The sequence below is a fragment of the Streptomyces sp. SID8374 genome (genome assembly GCF_009865135.1).
GTDB lineage: Bacteria > Actinomycetota > Actinomycetes > Streptomycetales > Streptomycetaceae > Streptomyces.
The window spans coordinates 2095910-2118508 of record NZ_WWGH01000002.1 but is presented as its reverse complement, the minus strand read 5'-3'; the positions used below and the strand labels follow the sequence as shown (position 1 = coordinate 2118508).

Genomic DNA, 22599 nt, shown 5'->3' with positions numbered 1-22599 from the left:
GTCGGCTCCTTCGGGGTGCGGGGTGGCGTGGTTCGGTGGATCGGTTCAGGAGGGGCCGGACCACCTCCCGGTCCGGCGTGCCGCCGCGTCCCACACGGCCCGGTCGCCGGACGGCTCGTAACGGGTCAAGGGCTGGGTAGCGGCGACGAGTTCACGCAGGGCCGCACCGTCACCGACCGTTCCGTGGGCGCGCGCCTGCACGAGCACGTTGCCGAGCGCTGCCGCCTCGGCGGGGCCCGCCACGACCGGCAGACCGCAGGCGTCGGCGGTGAGCTGGCACAGCAGCTCGTTGCGCGCCCCGCCGCCGACCACGTGCACGACGTCGACCGCGCGGTCCGCCAGGTGCTGCGCCTCGTGGATCGCGCGCCGGTGGGCGAGGGCCAGGGAGTCCAGGATGCAGCGGGTGGTCTCGGCGCGGGTCGCGGGAACCGGCTGCCCGGTGGCCCGGCAGGCGGCGGCGATGCGCTCGGGCATGGAGCCCGGGGCGAGGAAGGCCGGGTCGGCGGCGTCGACGACGGACCGCAGCGCCGGAAGCTGGGCGGCTTCGGCGAGCAGCGGGGCGATGTCGCTCTCGCCCCAGGTGCGCATGCACTCCTGGAGCAGCCACATGCCCATGATGTTGCGCAGGAAGCGGATGGTGCCGTCGACGCCCAGCTCGTTGGTGAAGTTCGCCGCGCGGCTCGCCTCGGTGGTGACGGGGGCGTCGAGTTCCAGCCCGGCGAGGGACCAGGTGCCGGTGCAGAGGTAGGCGAACCGCTCCCCCGGCCGCGCGGGGACGGCGGCCACAGCGGACGCGGTGTCGTGCGAAGCCACTGTCGTGACCGGAACCGGGCCGCGCAGCCCGGTCGCCTCCAGGACGTGCGGGAGGAGGTTTCCGGCCGGGTCGCCGGGGCGGCGCAGGGGGGCGAAGAGGCCGAGGTCGACGGAGAGCCGGGCGGCCGGGGACCGGGCCCAGTCGCGGGTGCGGGGGTCGATGAGCTGGGTGGTGGAGGCGTTGGTGAGCTCCGTTCCCTGCTCACCGGTCAGCCAGTAGGTGATCAGGTCAGGGATGAGCAACAGTCTGCGGGCCGCTGTCAGTTGTGGAGTGCCCTGAGCGGCGACGAGCTGGTAGAGGGTGTTGAACGGGGCATGCTGGATACCCGTCGCCCGGTACAGCTCGTCGGGTGGGACGGTGGGCCACACCTTTTCGGCGACGCCGTCCGTCCGGTGGTCCCGGTAGTGGACGGGGTTGCCGAGCAGGGCCCCGCCCGCGTCGAGGAGCCCGTAGTCCACGGCCCAGCTGTCGACGCCGAGGGAGTCCACCTGGCCCGCCGCACGGAGCCCGTCGAGGACACCGCCGTACAGCCCGAGAATGTCCCAGCGCAGCCCCTCCGGCAGCTGGACCGGGCGGTTGGGGAAGCGGTGGGCCTCCGTGAGGTGCAAGGTGTCCGGGCCGACGCGGCCGACCATGACGCGCCCGTTGGAGGCGCCGAGGTCGACCGCGGCGAACGTCTTCGTGCGCGCGCTCATCGCAGGAAGGCTCCCGCGACCCCGGCGTCGACCGGGATGTGCAGGCCGGTGGTGTGCGTGAGGTCGCCGCCGGTCAGGGCGAAGACCGCGTTGGCGACATGCTCGGGGAGGACTTCCCGCTTGAGGAGGGTGCGCTGGGCGTAGAACTCGCCGAGCTTCTCCTCCTCGATCCCGTACGTCGCCGCTCGCTGCGCTCCCCACCCGCCGGCGAAGATGCCGGAGCCACGGACGACTCCGTCCGGGTTGACGCCGTTGACCCGGATGCCGTGCTCTCCCAACTCGGCTGCGAGCAGACGCACTTGGTGGGCCTGGTCGGCCTTGGTGGCGGAGTAGGCGACGTTGTCGGGACCGGCGAAGACGGCGTTCTTGGAGGCGATGTAGACGATGTCGCCGCCGAGCTTCTGGGCCCTCATCATCCGGGCCGCCTCCCGGGAGACCAGGAAGGAGCCGCGGGCCATGATGTCGTGCTGGAGGTCCCAGTCCCTGACCGTGGTCTCCAGGAGGGGCTTGGAGATGGAGATGCCCGCGTTGTTCACGACGAGGTCGACACCGCCGAAGGCGAGGGCCGCCGCCTTGAACGCGTCCACCACCTGCGCCTCACTGGTGACGTCGACGGTGACGGCGACCGCCTTGTCGGACCCGCCCAGCTCCTCCGCGACGGCTGCCCCGCTCTCCGCGTCCAGGTCCGCGACCACCACGCACGCGCCCTCGGCGACGAGGCGGTGGGCGATCGCCCGGCCGATGCCGCTGCCCGCGCCCGTCACGAGCGCGATCCGGGTCGCCAGCGGCTTCGCCTTCGGCATCCGCCGGAGCTTGGCCTCCTCCAACTCCCAGTATTCGATACGGAACTTCTCGGCCTCCTCGATCGGCGCATAGACCGAGACGGCTTCGGCTCCGCGCATCACGTTGACCGCGTTGAGGTAGAACTCCCCCGCCACCCGCGCTGTCTGCTTGTCCTTGCCGAAGCTGAACATGCCGACGCCGGGGACAAGGACGATCGCCGGGTCCGCACCCCGCATGGCGGGAGAACCGGGCTCCGCGTGGCGGGCGTAGTAGGCGGCGTACTCCTCCCGGTAGGTGGCGTGCTGCTCGCCCAACCTCCGGATCACTGAGTCGAGTTCTGCGGTCGGCGGCAGGTCGAGGACCAGCGGCCTGACCTTCGTACGGAGAAAGTGGTCCGGGCAGGAGGTGCCGAGCGCCGCCAGTCTCGGGTGTTCGGTGCGGGCGAGGAAGTCGAGGACCGCCGGGGAGTCGTCGAAGTGCCCGACCTGGGGGCGGTCCTGCGAGGCGAGGGCGCGGATGTACGGGGCCAGCGCGGCCGCCCGCTCCCGGCGTTCGGCGTCGGGCAGTGCCCCGTACCCCTCGATCACCGGCCCGAACGGCTCGGCCTTCCCGTGTTCGGTGAGGAACGTCTCGGCGGTGCGGACGATGTGGAGCGCGTTGGCCTCGCACTCCTCGGAGGTCTCGCCCCAGGCGGTGATGCCGTGGCCGCCGAGGATGCAGCCGATCGCCTGCGGGTTGGCCTCCTTCACCGCCGCTATGTCCAGGCCGAGTTGGAATCCGGGGCGGCGCCACGGGACCCAGGCGACGGTGTCGCCGAAGCAGTCGGCGGTCAGCTTCTCGCCGTCGGCGGCGCAGGCGAGCGCGATGCCGGAGTCGGGGTGGAGGTGGTCGACGTGCGGGGCGTCGACGAGACCGTGCATGGCGGTGTCGATGGAGGGGGCCGCGCCGCCCTTGCCGTGGAGGCAGTAGTCGAACGCGGCGACCATCTCGTCCTCGCGCTCCACGCCCGGGTAGACGTCCCGGAGCGCGCGCAGCCGGTCGAGGCGGAGGACGGCGAGCCCGTCGGCGGTGAGCGTGCCGAGGTCGCCGCCGGACCCCTTGACCCAGAGCAGTTCGACGTCGTGGCCGGTCACCGGGTCGGGGCCGGCGCCCTTGGCGGAGGCGTTGCCGCCGGCGTAGTTGGTGTTGCGGGGGTCGGCGCCGAGGCGGTGGGAGCGGGCGAGGAGGGCTTGGGCGCGGGGGTGGAGTGCCATGGTGTCCTTCGCGGTGGAGGAGTCGGTCTCGGGAGGGGCAAGGGTTACGGGGTCACGCGCCCCAGCCCGCCTGCTGCCCGCCCACCCGTTCGGCCGCCGTCTTCTCCGCCCAGCCCGAGCGGCGGTAGGCACCCATCGGGTCCCCGTCCAGCCCCTGTTCCTCACGGACCTCGGCGAGGAGCGGCCGTACGTCGGTGTTGTACGCGTCCATCAGCACGGCATTGGCCTCCAGCACATCGCCCGCCCGCTGTGCGGCCGCCAGGGCCTCCCCGTCGACGAGCAGCGCCTTCGCCGTGGCCTCCTGGACATTCATCACCGAGCGGATGATCGCGGGGATCTTCGCCTCGATGTTGTGGCACTGGTCCAGCATGAACGCCACGTCGGCCGTGAGCCCGCCGCCGCGGACGACCTCGTACATGATCCGGAAGAGCTGGAAGGGGTCGGCCGCGCCCACCATCAGGTCGTCGTCGGCGTAGAAGCGGGAGTTGAAGTCGAAGCCGCCGAGCTTCTTCTCCCGCAGCAGGGTCGCGACGATGAACTCGATGTTGGTGCCGGGCGCGTGGTGGCCTGTGTCCACCACGACCTGGGCGCGCGGGCCGAGTTTGAGGCAATGGGCGTAGGCCGTTCCCCAGTCGGGGACGTCGGTGGCATAGAAGGCCGGCTCGAAGAACTTGTACTCCAGCAGCATGCGTTGGCCCTCGCCGAGCCGTTCGTACACCGTGGCGAGGGCTTCGGCGAGCCGGTCCTGCCGTGCGTGGATGTCGTCCTGGCCCGGGTAGTTCGTGCCGTCGGCGAACCAGAGCTTGAGGTCGCGGGAGCCCGTCGCGTCCATGATGTCGACGCAGGCGAGGAGGTGATCGACCGCCTTGCGGCGTACGGCGGCGTCCGGGTGGCAGACGCTGCCGAGCCGGAAGTCGTCGTCCTGGAAGGTGTTGGAGTTGATCGCGCCGAGCGTCAGGCCCCGGTCCTGGGCGTACGCGGCGAGGGCCGCGTAGTCGTCGACGGTGTCCCAGGGGATGTGCAGCGCGACGGTCGGCGCGGCGCCGGTGAACTCGTGCACCTTGGCGGCGTCGTCGAGTTTCTCCCGGGGGGTGCGGGGCACGCCGGGCTGGGTGAAGACCTTGAAGCGGGTCCCCGAATTCCCGTACGCCCATGAGGCCGTCTCTATGGCCTGGGAGGTGAGGGCGGCCTTCACTGCGGCAAGGTCGGTCACTGCGGCGCTCCTGTGACGTCGGGGGTGAACGAGTGGCTTCGGGTGCGCACACGACGGATGCGGGCACGAGCGGATCTGAAACGATTCACGCCGTGAAACTAGGAGCGCACCAAGGGCCTGTCAACCCTTTGCGCACCGTGCAGACCACGGCAGTTGGGCCGGAGAGAGTCCCGTGTCGAGAATTTCGTGCCGCCCCCATTGACGCGACCTGCGTCACGTGTCTAACGTCCCGGCAACTCATTTGAAACCTTTCACGATGGTGTGAGGATCCCCTCCGCGTCGTTGAGGAGCCCCCATGACCCACCGGTCCGCCAAGGATCCGGCCCCCGTGCTGGCCCTGCGGGACATCTCCAAGTCCTTCGGCGCCGTGCGTGCCCTGCGGGATGTGTCCCTCGACCTGTTCGCCGGCGAGGTGCACGCCCTCGCCGGGGAGAACGGCGCGGGCAAGTCGACCCTGATCAAGACGCTCGCCGGGGTGCACCGGCCCGATGCGGGTGTGGTCCTGCTGGACGGTGAGCCCACCGTGTTCCACGGGCCCGCCGACGCCCGGGACGCCGGGATCGCCGTCATCTACCAGGAGCCCACGCTCTTCCCCGACCTGTCGATCGCCGAGAACATCTTCATGGGCCGCCAGCCGCGCCGCGCCCTGGGCCGCATCGACCACCGGGCCACCCGCACCGCCACGGCCGCGCTGATGCGGCGGCTCGGCGTCGCCCTCGATCCCGACCGGCCGGCGCGCGGCCTGTCCATCGCGGACCAGCAGATCGTGGAGATCGCCAAGGCGCTCTCCTTCGACGCCCGCGTCCTGATCATGGACGAGCCGACGGCGGCACTGACCGGCAGCGAGGTGGCCCGGCTCTTCGGGGTGGTCCGCACTCTGCGCGAGCAGAGGGCCGCCGTGCTGTTCATCTCGCACCGGCTGGAGGAGATCTTCCGGATCTGCGAGCGGGTGACCACCTTGCGGGACGGCGCCCTGATTTCCAGCGAACCGCTGGAGGGCATGACCGAGGACGGTCTCGTACGCCGCATGGTGGGCAGGGACCTGGAGGAGATGTACCCGAAGCAGGAGGTGGCGGCGGGTCCGGTCGCGCTGAGCGTGCGGCGGCTGACCCGGGAGGGCGTCTTCACCGATGTCTCCTTCGACGTCCGGTGCGGCGAGATCGTCGGCCTGGCCGGGCTGGTCGGGGCCGGGCGTACGGAGGTGGCCCGGGCGGTCTTCGGCGTCGACCGGTGGGACGCCGGTGAGGTGGAGGTCGCCGGGCGGGCGCTGACCAACGGGGCCCCTTCCACCGCCATGGCCGCCGGGCTCGCCCTCGTACCGGAGGACCGCAGAGCACAAGGGCTGGTGATGGACATGTCCATCGAACGGAACATCGGGCTGACGGGGCTGCGCACCACCGTGAAGGCCGGTCTGATGGACCGGGGCGCCGAGCGCAGCCGCTCCCTCGACTGGGCGGTGAAGCTCCAGGTGAAGTACGCCCGGATCGCCGACACCGTCGCCACGCTGTCGGGCGGCAACCAGCAGAAGGTGGTGCTCGCCAAGTGGCTCGCCACCGGCCCTTCCGTACTGATCGTGGACGAGCCCACGCGCGGCATCGACGTCGGGACGAAAGCCGAAGTGCACCGGCTGCTCAGCCAGTTGGCGGCCGACGGAGTGGCCGTCCTGATGATCTCCTCCGATCTGCCGGAGATCCTCGGCATGGCCGACCGGGTCCTCGTCATGCACGAGGGCCGCCTCACCGCCGAACTCCCCCGCTCCGAAGCCACCGAGGAGACGGTGATGGCCGCAGCCACCGGGAGGGCCGCCGCATGACGGTGACCGCACCCGACCAGGCGCCCGCCGCCGCGATACCCGAGGCCGGCGCCACCCGGCTCGTCGACCGCGTCTTCAAGATGCGCGAACTCGCCATCCTGCTCGTCTTCCTGGTGATGATCGCCGTCACCCAGCTGGGCAACAGCGAGTTCCTCTCCGAGCAGGGCATCAAGGACCTGCTGCTCAACGCGACGATCCTGGTGCTGGTCGCCACCGGCCAGTCGCTGGTCGTCATCACGAAGAACGTCGACCTGTCGGTGGGCTCCACGCTCGGCATCAGCGCCTTCGCCGCCGGTACGTACCTCCAGGGCGGCGGGCACCCGGTGGTGGCCGTGGCGCTGGCCGTGCTCCTCGGGGTCGGCTTCGGTCTGCTCAACGGGCTTCTCGTCAGCCTGGGCCAAGTGCCCGCGCTCGTCGTCACGCTGGGCACGCTCTACATCATCCGGGGCATCGACTCCATCTGGGTCGGCTCCCGGCAGATCACGGCGGCCGATCTCCCGGGCGGCTTCGTCGACTTCGGCTCCGGCGGCCTCTCCGCCGTGCCGTGGCTCGCGCTCATCGCGCTGGCGGTGCTGATGTCGACGGCGTACTACCTCAAACACTTCGGCAGCGGGCGGGAGTTGTACGCGCTGGGCTCCAACCCGGAGGCGGCCCGGCTGGCCGGCATCCCTGTCCGCAAACGGATCCTCCTCGCCTACACGTTCTGCGGGGCGCTGGCCGGTCTCGCCGGTGCGCTGTATCTGGCGCGCTTCGGCAACGTCGACTCCGGTACGGGCTCCGGCTACGAACTCACCGTCGTCAGCGCGGTCGTGGTCGGCGGGGTGGTCTTCACCGGAGGCTCCGGCAGCGTGTACGGGGCCGCGCTCGGCGCGCTCCTTCTGACGTCGGTCAACAGCGTGCTGCCCGCCCTCGGCGTCAGCTCCGTCTGGGTCCTCGCGATCAACGGCTTCCTGCTCATCCTCGCCATCGCGGTCGACCGGATCGTGGCCCTGCGTGTGGCGACCGCCCTGAAGAAGAGGAACGCCCGCCATGGCTGACTCCGCACTCACGCGCGCCGTCCGCTGGGACACCGTCGTCGGCGCCCTCCTCATCGTCGTGCTGCTGCTCTCCTTCGGCTTCGTCGACGGCTTCGGCAACGCCCTCAACCTGTCTTTCCTGATCGGCAACACGCTGCCGATCGCGCTGATCGCCCTGCCGATGACGCTGCTCGTGGTCTCCGGGGAGATCGACCTGTCGGTGGCCTCCACGGCGGGCCTCTCGGGCGCGGTGATGGGCGCGCTGTGGAACCAGGGGCTGCCGATCGAGGCGATCATCCCGATCTGTCTGCTGCTCGGTGTGGTCTGCGGGCTGGTCAACGGGCTGCTCGTCACCCGGCTGGGGCTGCCCTCGCTAGCCGTCACCATCGGCACACTGGCCGCCTACCGGGGCATCGCGCAGATCGTCCTGGGCTCGGACGCCGTCACCGACTTCCCCACCCCCTACCTGGACTTCGCCGCGGGACGGATGGGGGACACCTTCATCCCGTACGCCTTCCTGCCCTTCCTGGTCCTGCTCGCCATTGCCGTACTCGCCCTGCACGCAACGCCGTTCGGGCGTTCCCTGTTCGCCACGGGGGCCAACGAGGAGGCGGCCAGGTTCGCCGGGGTGCGGGTCAAGCGGCAGAAGCTGATCCTGTTCACGGTGACCGGGCTGATGGCCTCGCTCACCGGAGTGTTCTGGGCGCTGCACTACGCCAGCGCCCGCTTCGACAACGCGACGGGCCTCGAACTCTCCGTCGTGGCCGCCGTGTTGCTCGGCGGCATCGACTTCGACGGCGGCAAGGGCACGCTCGGCGGAGCGATCGCCGGTGTGTTCCTGCTCGGCGCGGCACAGAACGTGATGAGCCTGCTGAACGTCTCCGCCCAGTCGCAGATCGTCGTCACCGGCGTGCTGCTCGTCGTCTCCGTGCTCGGCCCCCGGGTCACACGGCAGCTCTCCGTCGCGAAGGCCGGGCGGCGAGCCGCGTCCGCGCCGACCCCGGCGCCGTAACCCTTCTCCCTCCCCCGTAAAGGACCCTTGCCATGCGTAGGTCAACGCTCCGCCGCACCGGTGCGGCCGTCGCCGCCGTCACCTCTTTCGCCCTCGCCGTCACGGCCTGCGGCGGCACCACCAAGAGCGATGTGAAGAAGGAGAGCGGCGCCGCCGCCCCGGCCGGTGAGGCCGACCCGGACGCGCCCACCAAGAAGGGGCTGACCGTGGGCTTCCTGCCCAAGCAGGTCAACAACCCCTACTTCACCACCGCCGACAAGGGCGGACAGAAGGCCGTCGAGTCCCTGGGCTCCACCTTCAAGGAGGTCGGCCCGACCAGCGCCACCGACACTGCGGGCCAGGTCTCCTACGTCAACACCCTCACCCAGCAGCAGGTCGACGCCATCGCGGTCTCCGCGCAGGACCCGGGCGCCCTGTGCACCGCGCTCAAACAGGCCATGAAGAACGGCGTCAAGGTCGTCACGTACGACTCCGACACCACGCCCAGCTGCCGCAACGTGTTCATCTCGCAGGCGGGGGCGGAGGACCTCGGCCGCACCCAAGTCCAGCTGCTCGCCGAGCAGATCGGGTTCAAGGGCGAGATCGCGATCCTGTCCGCCGCGCAGACCGCGACGAACCAGAACCTCTGGATCGACTACATGAAGGACGAGTTGAAGGACCCGAAGTACAAGGACGTCAAGCTGGTCAAGGTCGCGTACGGCAACGACGACGCCCAGCAGTCGTTCCAGCAGACGCAGGGCCTGCTCCAGGAGTACCCGAAGCTGGCCGGGATCGTCTCGCCGACGACGGTGGGGATCAAGGCGGCGGCCCAGTACCTGTCCGGCTCGAAGTACAAGGGGAAGGTGAAGCTCTCGGGCCTCGGCACCCCCAACGACCTCCGCAAGTACGTCAAGAACGGCACGGTCGAGGCGTTCGAACTGTGGGACCCGGCCAAACTCGGTGCCCTGGCCGGCCATGCGTCGATCGCGCTGGCCTCGGGGCAGATCAGCGGTGAGGAGGGCCAGACCTTCGAGGCGGGCGACCTGGGCACGTACACGATCGGGAAGGACGGCGTCATCAGCCTGGGCAAGCCGACGGTGTTCGACCAGGACAACATCGACGACTTCGACTTCTGATGCGCGCGGGTAGGCTGAGGGCACCCCTAGCCCTTGTGGAGGACTCCGTCTGATGGCCCAGTCGGTGGGTATCAAGGACGTGGCCCGGGTCGCCGGAGTATCGGTGGGCACGGTCTCGAACGTCATCAACCGCCCGGACACGGTCGGCCCCGACACCCGGGCCCGCGTCCTGTCGGCGATCGACCGGCTCGGCTACGTCCGCAGCGAGTCGGCGCGGCAGCTGAGGGCGGGGCGCAGCCGGATCATGGGGCTGCTCGTCCTCGACATGGGCAACCCGTTCTTCGTGGACGTCGCCCGTGGTGCCGAGCGGGCCGCGCGGGAGGCGGGGCTCGGCGTCATGGTCTGCAACAGCGCGCAGAGCCCCGGCGAGGAGGCCGAGTATCTGTCGCTCTTCGCCGAGCAGCGGGTGCGCGGGGTGCTGCTCACCCCGGCCGACGCCACCGGGCGCAACATCGACGCTTTCCGGCGCCACGGCATCCCGTTCGTCCTCGTCGACCGGGTCGCCGAGGGGACGACGGAGTGCTCGGTGTCGGTGGACGACGTGGCGGGCGGCGCACTCGCCGTACGGCACCTCGTCGAGGCCGGGCACCGCTCCATCGCGTACGTCAGCGGGCCGCCCGGTTTCAACCAGGTCCGGGACCGCCGTACGGGGGCGCTCGCCGCGCTCGCCGAGGCGGGCCTGGGCCCGGAGGCCCTGCGGGAGCTGCCCACGGAACGTCTCGATGTGGCGGCGGGGCGGGACGCGGGGGCCCGGCTGCTCGGCCTCGCCGACCGGCCCACCGCCGTCTTCTGCGCCAACGACCTGCTGGCGCTGGGCGTACTACAGGCGCTCTTCGCGGCCGGGGTCTCCGTCCCCGGTGATCTGGCCCTGGTGGGGTACGACGACATCGAGTTCGCGGCGGCCGCCGCCGTACCGCTCACCTCCGTACGGCAGCCCGCGGCGGCGATGGGGGCGCTGGCGGCCGGGCTGCTCCTGGAGGAGACCGGCGCCGGAGGGGACCCGGCGGCGCACGAGCACCGGCGGGTGGTGCTCCAGCCGGAGCTGGTGGTGCGGCGCTCCAGCCTCTCCGCGCGCTGAGGGGGTCCGCCACCGTCAGGCGCGGGCGGCGGGTCTCCGGGCCAGGTGCAGGCCGACGCCCAAAGCCAGGACCAGCACACATCCGGCGAACGTCAGCCCCGCGTTCCTGAGCCCGATCCAGAGGGTCAGGGCGCCCACGCCCACCACCGGCAGCGAGATGCCCAGGTAGGCGACCACGAAGAACGTGGACACCGTCGCCGCCCGGTGCTCGGCCGGTGCCGCTCCGCTGATCGCCGTCACCGCGCCCCGGAACGCGAGCCCCTGCCCCAGACCCCCGCAGAGCGCCCCGGCCACGAGCAGGGGCAGCGAGGCGAACAGCAACGAGGCCGCCACCAGCACGAGCCCGGCGACCAGGACGAAGCACCCGCCCGGCAGCGCCCGCCGCTCCCCCACGCGCCCCATGAGCGCCTGCCCGGCCGTCGAGGCGAGGAACACGGAGAAGACGACGAGTCCGGCGAGGGCGAGGTTGTGCACGTCGAGTGTCTCGGCCACGAACGCCGGGGCCACCGCCGTGAAGAGGCCCAGCAGGGAGAACCCGGCGAAGGCGGCCAGCGCCGAGGGGGCGAACACACCGCGCACCTGGGGCGGGACCGCGAGCCCTTGCGGGTGCAGCCGGAAACGCCGTACGGGAGAGGTGACCGTCTCGGGCAGCAGCCAGGTCAGCACGGCAGCCACGGCGATCAGCGCCAGGTGCACCACGAAGGGGAGCCGCAGGGGCGAGGGGGCGTACTCGGCGAGCAGCCCCGCCAGGAGCGGGCCGCACCCGAGGCCGCCCATGTTCGCGGCGGTCGCGGCGAGACCGGCTCTCGCCGCCCGCCCCGGTGGCGCAAGTTCCATCACCGTGACGGTCGCGGCACCGCTGAGCAGCCCGGCGGCGAACCCCGACAGCAGACGGCCCGCGAAGAGTGCGGGGAGCCCGCCCTCGAAGAGGAAGCAGAGGGCGCTGGCCGCCGAGAAGCCCAGGGCGGCCAGGAGGACGGGCCGCCGCCCCGTCTCGTCGGAGACGTTCCCGGCGAGGAGCAGGGTGGCGATGACACCGAGCGCGTAGACGGCGAAGACGACCGTCACCATCAGCTCGGAGAAGCCCAGCTCCTCCCGGTAGAGCCCGTACAGCGGGGTGGGCAGGGTGGTGCCCGCCATGCCGATCGCGAAGACGGCGGCGGCCGCCGGATAGCCGAGGCGGGTCATGAACCCTCGGGTGGCGCGGCGGGGGTGATGTGGCTGAGCACGCACCGCCAGGCGCCGTCGCGGCGTACGAAGACGTCCGTGGTCCATTCGTCGGCGTCGAAGCGGTCGCCCCTGTAGTGGGCGGTGTTCGTGATCCGTGCGGTGACGACGGCGGTGTCCCCGTGGACGCGGATCCTCGGCGGGGTGATGGCCCGCATCGCCGAGTGGGTCAGGTCACCGGATGTGACGAAGGCCAGGAAGGTGTCGCGGTCGGTGATGCCGGACTCGGAGACGATGACCCACTCGTCCGCCATGAAGGCGGCGATCCGCTCGGCGTCGTTCGCGACGATCGCGGCGGCCCATGCGTCCACCGCCGAGGCGAGCAGCGCGTGCGTCGCGTCGTCGGGGGTGTCCGGGGGCGGCTCGCGCCGGTCTTGGCTGTCTGCCATTTTTCGAGCGTAGCCGTGGGGGGCGGGCGCCGCAGTTCATGGCCTGCGGCCCCCGCCCCCCTGGCTCAGCGGCGGCGCGGCATCAGCGCGATCCGCCGTACCGCCGTTCGAATCCGGCGAACGCCGCCTCCTGGCGCCACTGGGCCGCGGCCTTCGGGTTGCCCTCCAGGTGGCGGACACACTCCGGGGCGGGCTGGACGATGCCCGGCCGGGCTCCGGCGCAGGCGCGCACCGGGCGGTAGCCGGAGCGGGCGGAGCCGGTGGCCCACAGGCCGTCGCCGTCGAGGAACGCGTACTCCAGCGAGGCGCGGGCCAGGTCCTTCAGCTCGGGGTAGCTCAGGCCGTAGGTCTCACGGGCGTACTGGTACTCGTGGCTGATGTCGATGCGCGAGACACCGGGGTCGTCGGTGGCCAGGACCACCGGGACGCCGTAGTGCCGGTAGGCGTTGAACGGGTGGTCGTCGCCCGCCACGCCCAGGATCTGCTTGTTGCTGCTGAACGGCACCTCGACGGCGACATCGCGCCGGGCCATCGTCCGGGCGAGGCCGCGCCAGTCGTCCTCGTGGACCAGGTCGACGCCGTGGCCGATGCGTTCGGCTCCGGCGACGAGCACGGCCTCGCGGATGTGGAAGGTGAGGTCCTCGGGCTTGACCAGGCCGGGGGTCAGCTCACCGGCGTGCAGGGTGAGGCGGACGTCCGGGTACTGGGTGCGCAGGTACTGGAGCATCCGCATCTGGAGGCTGTAGTTGCGCAGCGCGCTCTCGCCGTCCTCCGGCTGGACGAGGTTGACCGCGACGAACCGCGGGTCGCGCTCGGCGAGCCGCAGGCCGACGGCCATCTGGGTGAACACGCGCTCGTTCGAACTGCCCCGGGAGACCTGGGAGATCCACCGTACGGGGAGCCGGCAGCCCGGGTCGGGGCGGCGGGTGTCGCAGTGCGCGGCCTCGCGGAACTGGGCGTCGGCGGCATCGGCTTCACGGACGGCCTCGGTGACGACCTTGTCCAGCTTTCCGCCGGCGACCAGCTTGCGGTGGAAGGCGGCGAGGTCGGCGTCGTAGCCGACGGACTCGGCGAGCTTCCGGGCGCTGTCGGAGGCGGGGGTGACCAGGGTCTCCAGATAGAACTGGTTCTGCTCCACGACGGTGTTGGCGACGTTGGCGAGCAGCTTCCCGCGATCGCGCGTCGCCTCGCCGAACTTGCCGAACGTGTCGAAGAAGTGGTCGTGGCCGGACTGGTCGGCGGGGAAGTCCTGCATCGACCAGGCGCGGACGATGCGCTGCCGGAACTCGGCGTCGGTGCGGGCGTCGGCGGCCGGTCGCGTACCCGGTCCGCAGGGCGGACGTACGGCGGTGTCCGTGGCGTCGATGCAGAGCCCGTTCTCGCCCGCGAGCTGGATGAGGTACTCGGTGGTGACCGCACCCGACAGGTGGTTGTGGAGGTCGCCGCCCTTGGGCAGCGCGGCGAAGAAGGCCTTCAGCCGTCCCGGGTGGGCCTGGAGGGCGTCGAGGTGGGCGGCGGTCCGGCGCTCGGCCGGGGTGGTGGGGCGGTGCCGGGGCTGGACGGCCGAGGTGGCGGCCGGGTCCTGCGCGGGCGCGGCGGCGGCCGGGACCGTGGGGAGCAGGGTGAGGAGGGCGAGGGCGCCGATCCCGGCCGGGACCAGGGACTTGGGACGGTGTGCCGTCCGAATCGAGTTGATCACTGCCGAATGATCGCGTCGCCGGGCCCGCTTCCCCGCCCGAACCGCATGGATCAGGAGCAAGATCCACTCGTTCGAGTGGGGAAGCCGTGACTCCCCTGCGGTACCGGCTCGTTCAGACGCTGGCCTCCAGCACCGCCGTACGCTCCCGGAGCGCCGTACGCTCCCGGAGCACGGCGGAGAACCGGTCCGTGACCTCGCCCAGGGCCTCGGCCGTGGGCGCCGCGAGAGCGACCGTGCCGTCGGCGCGGACGGTGATGTCCTTGTCCAGGGTGAACCAGCCCGGTACGACATGGGCGGCGCCCATCGAGGTCAGCACCGGGCGCAACGCGTAGTCGATGGCGAGGACATGGGCCGTGCTGCCGCCGGTGGCGAGCGGCAGGACGGTCTTGCCGGAGAGCGCGTACTGCGGGAGCAGGTCCAGCAGCGACTTGAGCAGCCCCGAGTAGGCGGCCTTGTAGATCGGGGTACCGATCACCACCCCGTCCACCCGCTCGAACAGCGCCGTGGCCTCGACGATGGCCGGGTGCGCGAAGTCGGCGCCGAGCAGGGCGTCGGCGGGCAGGGTGCGCACGTCCAGGGAGACCACGTCGTGGCCCTGGTCCCGCAGCCGGTCATCGAGGTGGAGCAGGAGGCGTGCGGTGCGGGAGGTGGCGGAGGGGCTTCCGGAGACGGAGAGAACGGTGGCCATGGGGTGACCTTTCGGGATGCGGTCTTCGCAAACGGCTGGGGTGTTACGGCAGTTCAGGTGCGGGCGCCCTCGGCCGGGCTCACCAGGCGGTGGACTCCACCGTGACGAGCGGGACGAGTTCGTTGCGCAGCGCCTCCAGGAACGTGACGATCTCGGCGGCGACCGAGCGGTGCTGCATGTCGTTGAGGACGTCGTGGTGGGCGTCGCGCACGACCGAAAGGCGGGCCCGGGGAAGGGATTTGGCCGTACGGGTGAGGGCGTCGCGGTCCGCCAGCGGATCGGCGTCCCCGGTCAGGATCAGCGCCGGGACGTCCGCCTCGCTCTCGTACGCCGCGGTGAGCAGGGAATCCGGCACCGCCTCGTCGAGGGCGCCCCGGCGGAATCCGGAGTCGCCGGTGAGCGTGGACCGGTGGGCGGGACAGAACGTACGGACGTTCAGCTCGTCGTCCCAGTCGCCGGAGGCTGCGGTACGCGCCGGAAGCCCGGCGAGGACGACGGCGTCCGCCGCGCTCTCCCCGCTCCCCAGGAGCGCCGCCACCGCGACCGCCCCGGTGTCGGCGCCCACCAGTACCACCGGGCGGGCGATCCCGTCCGGGCCCGCCGTGCCCGCGACGGCCTCAGCGATGCGGGCGCCGAACCGGGTGAGCGAACCGTCCGGGTCGTCGGCGTCGAGGTGGACCGCGTCCACGACCCTGACCCGGTAGGCGTCGGCGGCGAGCCTTCGGCCCAGCCGGGTGTAGGTCTCCCGGGTCTCACCCCTGCCGGGCACCACGACGACCGTGCCGCGGATGGCGGGCCCTTCGGGGCCGTGGTGGTCGGTGTACTCGGCGTGCTCGGTCATCTGGGGCTCCTGGCTCGGTGGGGGGATCAAAGGACACGTTGGGCGGGGGCGGATCCGAGTGCCTGCGCGGCGGTGCCGGACGGGGCCCGGCCCAGCACCCGGTCGAGGACCGCGCGGGCGCCGCCGTCGGGCAGCACGGAGCCGCGCCAGGCGACGTGCTGGTCGGGGCGGATCAGGATGTGGGCGGTGCCGTAGACGGCGCGGGCGTCGGGGTCGGTCAGGTGGATCACGGTCAGGGGCAGCGACCGGGAGGCCGCCTCCTGGGTGAAGGCGTCCACGACGGCCCGGTGCTTGGCGGGGTCCTCGGGGAGGCGCCCGCCGAGGCCGTCTGCAAGGTCCTCGGTGAGTACCAGCAGCGCGAAGGAGGTGCCGATCCGGTCGTGGAGCGTGGAGCCGTGCGGGTCGATCCGGCCGTCGGGGGCGCGGTGGCCCGGCCGGGGGTCGTCCTCGTACACGTCGGCCCGCCAGCCCGGTTCGGAGGCGAGCTGCCCCTCCTCGTACCAGATCACGTCCGACGCGTCGTACCGCTCGTCGAAGGTGGCGCCCGCTCCCCCGGTGTGGTCCCGGCGCAGCCGCTCGCCGATCTCGGCCCGCCGCCGTACGGCCTCCTCACCGAGGTCGGCGTCGTCCGGGATGCCGCCCGCACGAATCTCGGCGAGGGCGGCCTGCGAACGGCGTGACCGCTCCAACGAGTGATCGGCGACACGCCAGTTGTGCGGCCGGCGCTCCTGGTCGTAGGAGTCGAGGAGCGCGTCGGGAGCGTGGCCGGCGAGCACGGCGGCCAGTTTCCAGCCGAGGTTGGCGACGTCCCCGATGCCTTCGCCGAGGTTGCCGCCGGGGGTACGGACGTGGGCGGCGTCCCCGGCGAGCAGGACCCGGCCCTTGCGGAACGTGGTGGCTATCCGGGTGGCGTGGTAGAAGGTCGTGGCCGAGACCAGTTCGAGGTCGAGGCCGAAGCCGAACGCGGCCCGCCCGATCTCCAGCAGCTCGTCCTCGGTGGGCTCGTACGTGAGCGGATACGGCCCCGCGTACACCCGCCACTCGCGGGTGCTGACGGCCGCGAGGAAGCCGGACGCCCGGTGGTTGAAGACGATGTTGGTGGCGCTCGGGGCCGCGCCGACCCGGTCGGAGATGTCGCCGGTGCGGACGATCAGGCGCAGCCGCTTCTCGGTCGCGTGGTCCCCTTCCCGGTCGATCCCGGCCAGTCGTCGCGTGGTGCTGGAGCCGCCGTCGGTGCCGAGGACGTACGCCGCCCGGACCGTGCGCCGCTCCCCCGAGTCGACGTCCACCACCCCGGCGCGGACCCCTTCGGCGTCCTCGGCCAGCTCCTGGAGCTCCCATCCTCCGGCGACGCTCACGCCGTGTTCGGCGAGGTGGTCGAGGAAGACCTGCTGGAGGACGGTCTGGGGCCGGCGCAGCGCCTCGTCCGCCGCGTGCTCGGGGGCACCCGAACCACGGAACGACGGGCGGGGTACGGGCACGAGTTCGTGGCCGGCGAGTGAGGTGACCAGGCGGGTGCCCCGGTTCCACTCCGGGGGGTAGGTCCAGGCCTCGCGGATGCGCTGGAGCAGGCCCCAGCGGCGGAAGTGTTCGACCACGCGGGGGGTGTGGCCCATCGCACCGGCCCGCACCAGGGTCGCGGTGCGGGCGCGGTCGACGACGGCGACCCTGATGCCCCGGGCGGTCAGTTCGGTCGCGGCGGCGAGGCCGACCGGGCCCGCGCCGACGATGAGGACGTCGACGGTGGCCGGGGGTCTGCCGACGGGGAAGCGGACGGTGTGGACGTCACGGCCGCCCGTCGCGGGGAGTTGGGGCATGGCGGGGCCTCAGCCGCCCGCGAGTTCGCGCTCGCGGGTGTGGCGGTTGGCGGGGATGGGCAGGCCGAGGTTGCCGCGCAGGGTGTCGGCCTCGTACTCGGTGCGGAACAGTCCGCGCTTCTGGAGCAGCGGCACCACACCGTCGACGAAGAGGTTGAGGTCGTCGTTGTTCCGGAAGGCGAGGTTGATGCCGTCGAGGGTGCCCGCGTCGTACCACTTCTCGATGGTGTCGGCGACGGTGTCCGGGGCGCCGACGAACGGAGACTGCCGGAACGCGTTGGCCTCCTGGGCGACTTGACGCAGAGTCAGCTTCTGCTCCCGGGCGCGTTCGATGATCCTCGCGGCTCCGGTGCGGCCGCCCTTCTCGGCGAGGTGGGCGACGTCGGGGAAGGGGGCGTCCAGGTCGTGGACGCTGAAGTCGTACGCGCCGAAGGACCGGCCGAGCAGCGCGAGGTTGCGCTCGAAGTCGTTGTCCTCCTCGAATATCTCCCGCTCGCGGCGGCGGGCCTCCTCGTCGGTGGAGCCGACGACCGGGCCGCCGTGGATGAAGACCTTGATGTGGTCGGGGTCGCGGCCGTGGGCGGCGGTGCGCTTCTTGATGTCCGCGTAATACTCCTGCGCCTGCTCCAGTGTGCCGCCAGGTGCGTAGATGCCCTCGGCGACCCGGGCGGCGAGGTCGCGGCCCTCGGCGGAGACCCCGGCCTGGAAGATGACGGGCTGGCCCTGCGGGGAGCGGGAGATGTTGAGGGGTCCGGCGACCTTGAAGTGTTCCCCCACATGGTCGAGGGTGTGCAGCCGCTCGGGGTCGAGGAAGAGGTTGCTGTCCACGTCGGCGGGGAAGGCGTCGTCCTCGTAGGAGTCCCACAGGCCGCGGGCGACCTGGACGAACTCCAGGGCGCGGCCGTAGCGGGTGGCGTAGTCGAGGTGTTCGTCGAGGCCGAAGTTCTTCGAGGTGCCGGTGTCGAAGCTGGTCACCACGTTCCAGCCCGCACGGCCGCCGCTGATGAGGTCCAGTGAGGCGAAGCGGCGGGCGAGGTTGAACGGTGAGTTGTACGTCGAACTGGCCGTGGCGACCAGGCCGATGTGGCGGGTGTGGGTGGCGACCGCCGACAACAGGGTCAGCGGCTCCAGGCGGTTGAGGTAGTGGGCGGGGTAGGTGGAGTTGATGAACTGGCTGTCGACGATGAACAGGGCGTCGAAGAGAGCGTGTTCGGCCGCCTGCGCCTGCTGGATGTAGTAGTTGATGTCGATGCTGGCGTTCTTGGCGACGCGCGGGTCCTTCCAGAGACCGTGCTGGCCGGGGCCGCCGACACCGTAGGGGTGCAGGGCGAGGTGGATTCTGCGGGACATGGCTGGTCCTTCCGTGGGGCTGGTTACGGGGGTGTGTTCACGCGCTCAACAGGGCCCGCAGCGCCTCGCGTTCGGCGCGGCCGGCGGGCTTTCCCCGCAGGGTGGGCGCGGAGCCGAGCAGCAGGCGGGTGTAGGGGTGCTGCGGCTGGTTGACGACCTCGTGGGCGGTGCCGGTCTCGACCAGTTCGCCCTGGTAGAGGACGGTGATGCGGTCGGCGGTCCCGGCGACGGAGCCGAGGTCGTGGGAGATGAAGACGAGGGCGACCCCGGCGGCGCGCAGTTCCTTGAGGATCTCCAAAACCTGGACGCGGTTGGCGGAGTCGAGGGCGCTGACCGGTTCGTCGAGGATGACGAGGCGGGGTTCGGTGACCAGGGCCCGGGCGACGGAGACACGTTGGCGCTGGCCGCCGGAGAGTTCGCCGGGCAGCCTGCCGAGCAGATCCGTCGTGAGGTGGACCCGGTCGAGGAAGGAGCGGGCCCGGAGCGCGGCTTCCTGGCGCCGGACGCCCTGGATGAGGAGGGGTTCGATCAGGGAGTCCTCGATGGTGAGGTCCGGGTCGAGACTGCGCAGCGGGTCCTGGAAGACGTACTGGATCACGCCGCGCCGCCGCAGGTCGCGCCACTGGCGGGGCCCGTAACCGCTCACGTCCTCCCCGGCGATGCGGATCGATCCGGCCGAAGCGGGGACGAGGCCGAGGACCGTGCGGGCCAGGGTGGACTTGCCGGAGCCCGTCTCACCGATGACGCCGACGGCCTCGCCGGGCGCGATGTCCAGGGTGACGCCGTGCAGGGCGCGTCGGCGCTTGCGCCCCCGGCCGTAGTGCACGTCGAGGCCGGACACCTCCAGGACCGGGCCCGTCCCGTCCTCGCGTACGGCGTCCTTCGCCTCCGGTGCCGTGGTGGTCATGACGCCTCCTTCGGCGCGAGGAACTTGTCCAGGCCGTAGCTGTCGTGCTCGGCGATGAGCAGGCGGGTGTAGTCGTGCTGCGGGTCGTGGAGCACCACGCGGGTCTCGCCCTGCTCCACCACCTCGCCCTGCCGCATGACCAGGACCTCGTCGCAGAGGTGGGCGACGACGGCGAGGTCGTGGGAGACGACGACGAGGGCGAGGCCGGTGCGTTCGCGCAGCTCGGCGAGAAGGTCGAGGATCTCGGCCTGGACGGTGACGTCGAGGGCGGTGGTGGCCTCGTCGGCGATGAGGGCCCGGGGTTCGACGGCGATGGCGGCGGCGATCAGGACGCGTTGGAGCATGCCGCCGGAGAGCTCGTAGGGGTACTGCCCGTAGACGAGCTCCGGGTCGCGCAGCCGTACGGCCGTGAGCAGTTCGACGGCCCGGCGGCGGGCGGCCCGCCGCTTGAGGCCCTGCTTGACCCGGATGACCTCGGCGATCTGGGCGCCGACCTTGATGGCGGGGTTGAGGTAGGAGGCGGGGTCCTGGAAGACGGCGCTGATGGTGGCGCCGCGCAGGTCCGTCCACTGGCGGGGCGTCAGGTTCGCGATGTCGGTGCCCGCGAGGTCGATGCGGCCGGCCGTGATCTCGAAGTGCGGGGGCAGGATGCCGAGCGCGGCCCGGCAGGTGAGGGTCTTGCCGCTGCCGGACTCCCCGACGATGCCGACCGCCTTGCCGGGCGTGAGTTGGAAGGTGACGCCGTGGACGATCTCCCGGTCGGTGACGCGGTCGGTGATGCGTACGTCGTGGAGTGCGAGGACCGGCGCGGCTGCCGGGACGTCCGGGGCGTCGAAGGTCTTCTCGGCGGTGTCGGCCGGGCGGGAGGTGAGGGTGTCGTGGGTCAGCGGGCTCATCGGGAACCTCCGGCGGGGTGGGGTTCGGCCGCCGCCTCGCGGCGGTTGGCGCGGGCCTTGCGGTCGTTGGCCAGCGCCCGGCCCGCCTCACCGGAGACGTCGCGGATCGCGTCGGCCAGAAGGTTGCAGGCCCAGACGGTGACCATGATCAGCAGTGCGGGTGCGACCGGGGCCCAAGGGCGGTGGCTGAGGTAGCCCAGGTCGGAGGCGAGGAGCCCGCCCCAGGTGGGCTCGGGCGGCTGGACGCCGATGCCGAGGAAGGTGAGGCTGGAGACGATCACGAAGCCGACGCCGATGGTCTGGGCGAGCGCGACGGCGATCGGCGGGAGCACCTTGGTCCAGACGTGGCGGCGGACGATCCAGCCGATGGAGGCGCCGGAGACGATCGCGGCCTCCACGTACGGGGAGCGGGCGACGGCCAGGGTGGCGGCGCGGGAGACCCGGTAGAAGAGCGGGGAGACCAGGGCCCCGGTGACGAGCATGGCCTGGGTGATGCCGTTGCCGAGCAGGGCGATCACCGCGATGGCGAAGAGCAGGAACGGCAGGGCGACCAGCGTGTCCGCGATGCGGAGCGTGAACCACTCGAAGGCCCGGCCGAGGTAGACCGAGAGGATGCCGGGTATCGCGCCGACGACGAGGGCCACCAGGGCGACCTCCAGCGAGCCGAGGACGCTGATGCGGGAGCCGTCCAGCAGGCGGCTGAGTACGTCGCGGCCGAGGTAGTCCGTGCCCAGCCAGTGGGCGCCGGAGGTGGCCGCGAGCGCGTTGTCGCTGGTGGCCAGGGGGTTCTGCGGGGCGAGCCAGGGGCCGAGGATCGCAAGGAGCGCGATCAGGGCGAGGATGGTGACGGCGATCCGTCCGGACGTGAGTGCGAGAACGCGGCGCACCATGGTCACACCCCCCGCTGGGAGGCCGGCATCACACGGGCCAGCACCAGGTTGATGATGAGGTTGAAGGAGACGACCAGGGCGATGGAGACCACCAGGACGCCTTGTACGGCGGGTACGTCGCCGGCCTGGGCGGAGTCGTTGGCGAACCGGCCGAACCCCTGGAGGCCGAAGATCCACTCGGTGACGACGGAGGCACCGACCAGGGCGGGGAACTTCTGCCCGAGCGTGGCGAGCGTCGGCCCGAGGCCGTTGCGCAGGACGTGCCCGAAGAAGATCCGGCGCGGGCTCAGCCCCCGAACCACCGCGCCGGTCACGTAGTTCTCCTGGTAGGCGCCGATGAGGCTGGAGCGCAGCTGGCGTGCCACGTCGGCGATGACGTCGAAGCTGAGCGCCAGGGCGGGCAGGGTGATGTGGGCGAGCCAGGGGCCGACGCCCTGTTCCGCCGGGATGTACCCGGCGGAGGGGAAGAGCCCGAACCCGACGGCGAGGATCGCGACGAGCACGATGCCGACGACGAAGGCGGGCATCACCGAGATCACGGTGACGAACCCGGTGATCGCCCGGTCGATCGCGGTGGTCCGCCGGAGCGCCGCGACCGTACCGAGGACGAAGCCGACGACCACCCCGATGACCAGGGCGAACGTGGCGACCGAGAGGCTCACCCCGAGGCCGAGGCCGATGAGGGTGGAGATGTCGGCGCCGTTGACCCAGCTGCTGCCGAGCTCACCGTGCAGGACGCCGCTGAACCAGTCCCAGTACTGGGTGAGGAAGGGCTTGTCCAGCCCCCACTGGGCCTCGATGCGGGCGATGGCCTCGGGTGTGGCGTCCTCCCCCAACTGGATGCGGGCCGGGCTGAGTCCGCTGAGTGAGCGGAGTGCGAAGGTGACGAAGGTCGCGACCAGGAAGACCGGTACGAAGATGGCGACCGACCGGGCGAGGACGGCCAGGACACGGGCGCTCGCGTGCCGTGTCCTGGCCACGGCGACCCCGCGACGGCGGGCAGAGGTGACCTGTGGCTCGGTCGTCGTCATGGGGCTGCCCCCTCTCTGTGCGATGGGCGGATGGGCGGATGGGCGGTGCTGGAAGGAGTGATCGGTGGTGCG

19 protein-coding genes are annotated in these 22599 nt (G+C 71.8%); 5 read left to right on the top strand and 14 right to left on the bottom strand.

Annotated features, from left to right (window positions below; genetic code table 11):
* Nucleotides 1-45: 45 nt before the first annotated feature.
* The 3 genes from GTY67_RS32620 to rhaI are packed head-to-tail and all read right to left on the bottom strand — an operon-like array spanning nt 46 to nt 4758.
* Nucleotides 46-1509 carry a rhamnulokinase family protein gene (locus GTY67_RS32620; RefSeq protein WP_161281418.1) on the bottom strand — a complete coding sequence of 488 codons (1464 nt, stop codon included), beginning with the start codon at nt 1507-1509 and terminating at the stop codon, nt 46-48.
* The gene (locus GTY67_RS32615) at nt 1506-3545 is read right to left on the bottom strand and encodes a bifunctional aldolase/short-chain dehydrogenase (protein WP_161281417.1); all 2040 of its coding nucleotides are present in this window, start codon (nt 3543-3545) and stop codon (nt 1506-1508) included. The genes GTY67_RS32620 and GTY67_RS32615 overlap by 4 nt, the downstream gene beginning before the upstream one ends.
* Nucleotides 3546-3597: 52 nt before the next feature.
* Nucleotides 3598-4758: an L-rhamnose isomerase gene (gene rhaI, locus GTY67_RS32610; protein WP_161281416.1), complete on the bottom strand. Its 1161-nt coding sequence runs from the start codon at nt 4756-4758 to the stop codon at nt 3598-3600.
* Nucleotides 4759-5053: 295 nt separating this feature from the next.
* On the opposite strand from rhaI, the gene GTY67_RS32605 reads away from it, so the two are divergent.
* The 5 genes from GTY67_RS32605 to GTY67_RS32585 are packed head-to-tail and all read left to right on the top strand — an operon-like array spanning nt 5054 to nt 10792.
* Nucleotides 5054-6571 (top strand): sugar ABC transporter ATP-binding protein, encoded by a 1518-nt coding sequence (locus GTY67_RS32605; RefSeq protein WP_161281415.1) that lies wholly within the window; start codon nt 5054-5056, stop codon nt 6569-6571.
* A complete protein-coding gene (locus GTY67_RS32600; RefSeq protein ID WP_093692403.1) occupies nt 6568-7608 on the top strand; it encodes an ABC transporter permease in 1041 nt (346 codons plus the stop codon). The genes GTY67_RS32605 and GTY67_RS32600 overlap by 4 nt, the downstream gene beginning before the upstream one ends.
* Entirely contained in the window at nt 7601-8599 is a 999-nt protein-coding gene (locus tag GTY67_RS32595; RefSeq protein ID WP_161281414.1) for an ABC transporter permease, read from the top strand. The genes GTY67_RS32600 and GTY67_RS32595 overlap by 8 nt, the downstream gene beginning before the upstream one ends.
* A 32-nt stretch (nt 8600-8631) precedes the next feature.
* Nucleotides 8632-9714 carry a rhamnose ABC transporter substrate-binding protein gene (gene rhaS / locus GTY67_RS32590; RefSeq protein ID WP_161281413.1) on the top strand — a complete coding sequence of 361 codons (1083 nt, stop codon included), beginning with the start codon at nt 8632-8634 and terminating at the stop codon, nt 9712-9714.
* A 52-nt stretch (nt 9715-9766) separates the two neighbouring features.
* A complete protein-coding gene (locus tag GTY67_RS32585; protein ID WP_093692406.1) occupies nt 9767-10792 on the top strand; it encodes a LacI family DNA-binding transcriptional regulator in 1026 nt (341 codons plus the stop codon).
* Between the two features lie 15 nt (nt 10793-10807).
* Here GTY67_RS32585 and GTY67_RS32580 read toward each other — a convergent pair whose 3' ends face one another.
* The 11 genes from GTY67_RS32580 to GTY67_RS32530 form a co-directional block, all read right to left on the bottom strand.
* Nucleotides 10808-11980, bottom strand: a complete 1173-nt coding sequence (locus tag GTY67_RS32580; protein WP_161281412.1) for an MFS transporter — start codon at nt 11978-11980, stop codon at nt 10808-10810.
* A complete protein-coding gene (locus GTY67_RS32575) occupies nt 11977-12408 on the bottom strand; it encodes a nuclear transport factor 2 family protein (RefSeq protein ID WP_161281411.1) in 432 nt (143 codons plus the stop codon). The genes GTY67_RS32580 and GTY67_RS32575 overlap by 4 nt, the downstream gene beginning before the upstream one ends.
* Before the next feature lie 82 nt (nt 12409-12490).
* Nucleotides 12491-14107, bottom strand: a complete 1617-nt coding sequence (locus GTY67_RS32570; RefSeq protein WP_161281410.1) for an adenosine deaminase — start codon at nt 14105-14107, stop codon at nt 12491-12493.
* 112 nt (nt 14108-14219) lie between these two features.
* On the bottom strand, nt 14220-14795 hold the full coding sequence (gene ssuE, locus GTY67_RS32565) for an NADPH-dependent FMN reductase (RefSeq protein WP_161281409.1): 576 nt from the start codon (nt 14793-14795) through the stop codon (nt 14220-14222).
* A 79-nt stretch (nt 14796-14874) separates the two neighbouring features.
* Nucleotides 14875-15636 (bottom strand): alpha/beta hydrolase, encoded by a 762-nt coding sequence (locus GTY67_RS32560; RefSeq protein WP_161281408.1) that lies wholly within the window; start codon nt 15634-15636, stop codon nt 14875-14877.
* A gap of 26 nt (nt 15637-15662) precedes the next feature.
* The gene (locus GTY67_RS32555) at nt 15663-17453 is read right to left on the bottom strand and encodes an FAD-dependent oxidoreductase (protein ID WP_161281407.1); all 1791 of its coding nucleotides are present in this window, start codon (nt 17451-17453) and stop codon (nt 15663-15665) included.
* Between the two features lie 9 nt (nt 17454-17462).
* The gene (locus GTY67_RS32550; RefSeq protein ID WP_161281406.1) at nt 17463-18803 is read right to left on the bottom strand and encodes an NtaA/DmoA family FMN-dependent monooxygenase; all 1341 of its coding nucleotides are present in this window, start codon (nt 18801-18803) and stop codon (nt 17463-17465) included.
* A 37-nt stretch (nt 18804-18840) separates the two neighbouring features.
* Nucleotides 18841-19710, bottom strand: a complete 870-nt coding sequence (locus tag GTY67_RS32545; protein WP_161281405.1) for an ABC transporter ATP-binding protein — start codon at nt 19708-19710, stop codon at nt 18841-18843.
* Nucleotides 19707-20606: an ABC transporter ATP-binding protein gene (locus GTY67_RS32540; protein WP_161281404.1), complete on the bottom strand. Its 900-nt coding sequence runs from the start codon at nt 20604-20606 to the stop codon at nt 19707-19709. The genes GTY67_RS32545 and GTY67_RS32540 overlap by 4 nt, the downstream gene beginning before the upstream one ends.
* Nucleotides 20603-21496, bottom strand: a complete 894-nt coding sequence (locus GTY67_RS32535) for an ABC transporter permease (protein WP_161281403.1) — start codon at nt 21494-21496, stop codon at nt 20603-20605. The genes GTY67_RS32540 and GTY67_RS32535 overlap by 4 nt, the downstream gene beginning before the upstream one ends.
* A 2-nt stretch (nt 21497-21498) precedes the next feature.
* A complete protein-coding gene (locus GTY67_RS32530; RefSeq protein ID WP_161281402.1) occupies nt 21499-22527 on the bottom strand; it encodes an ABC transporter permease in 1029 nt (342 codons plus the stop codon).
* Between the last annotated feature and the right edge of the window lie 72 nt (nt 22528-22599).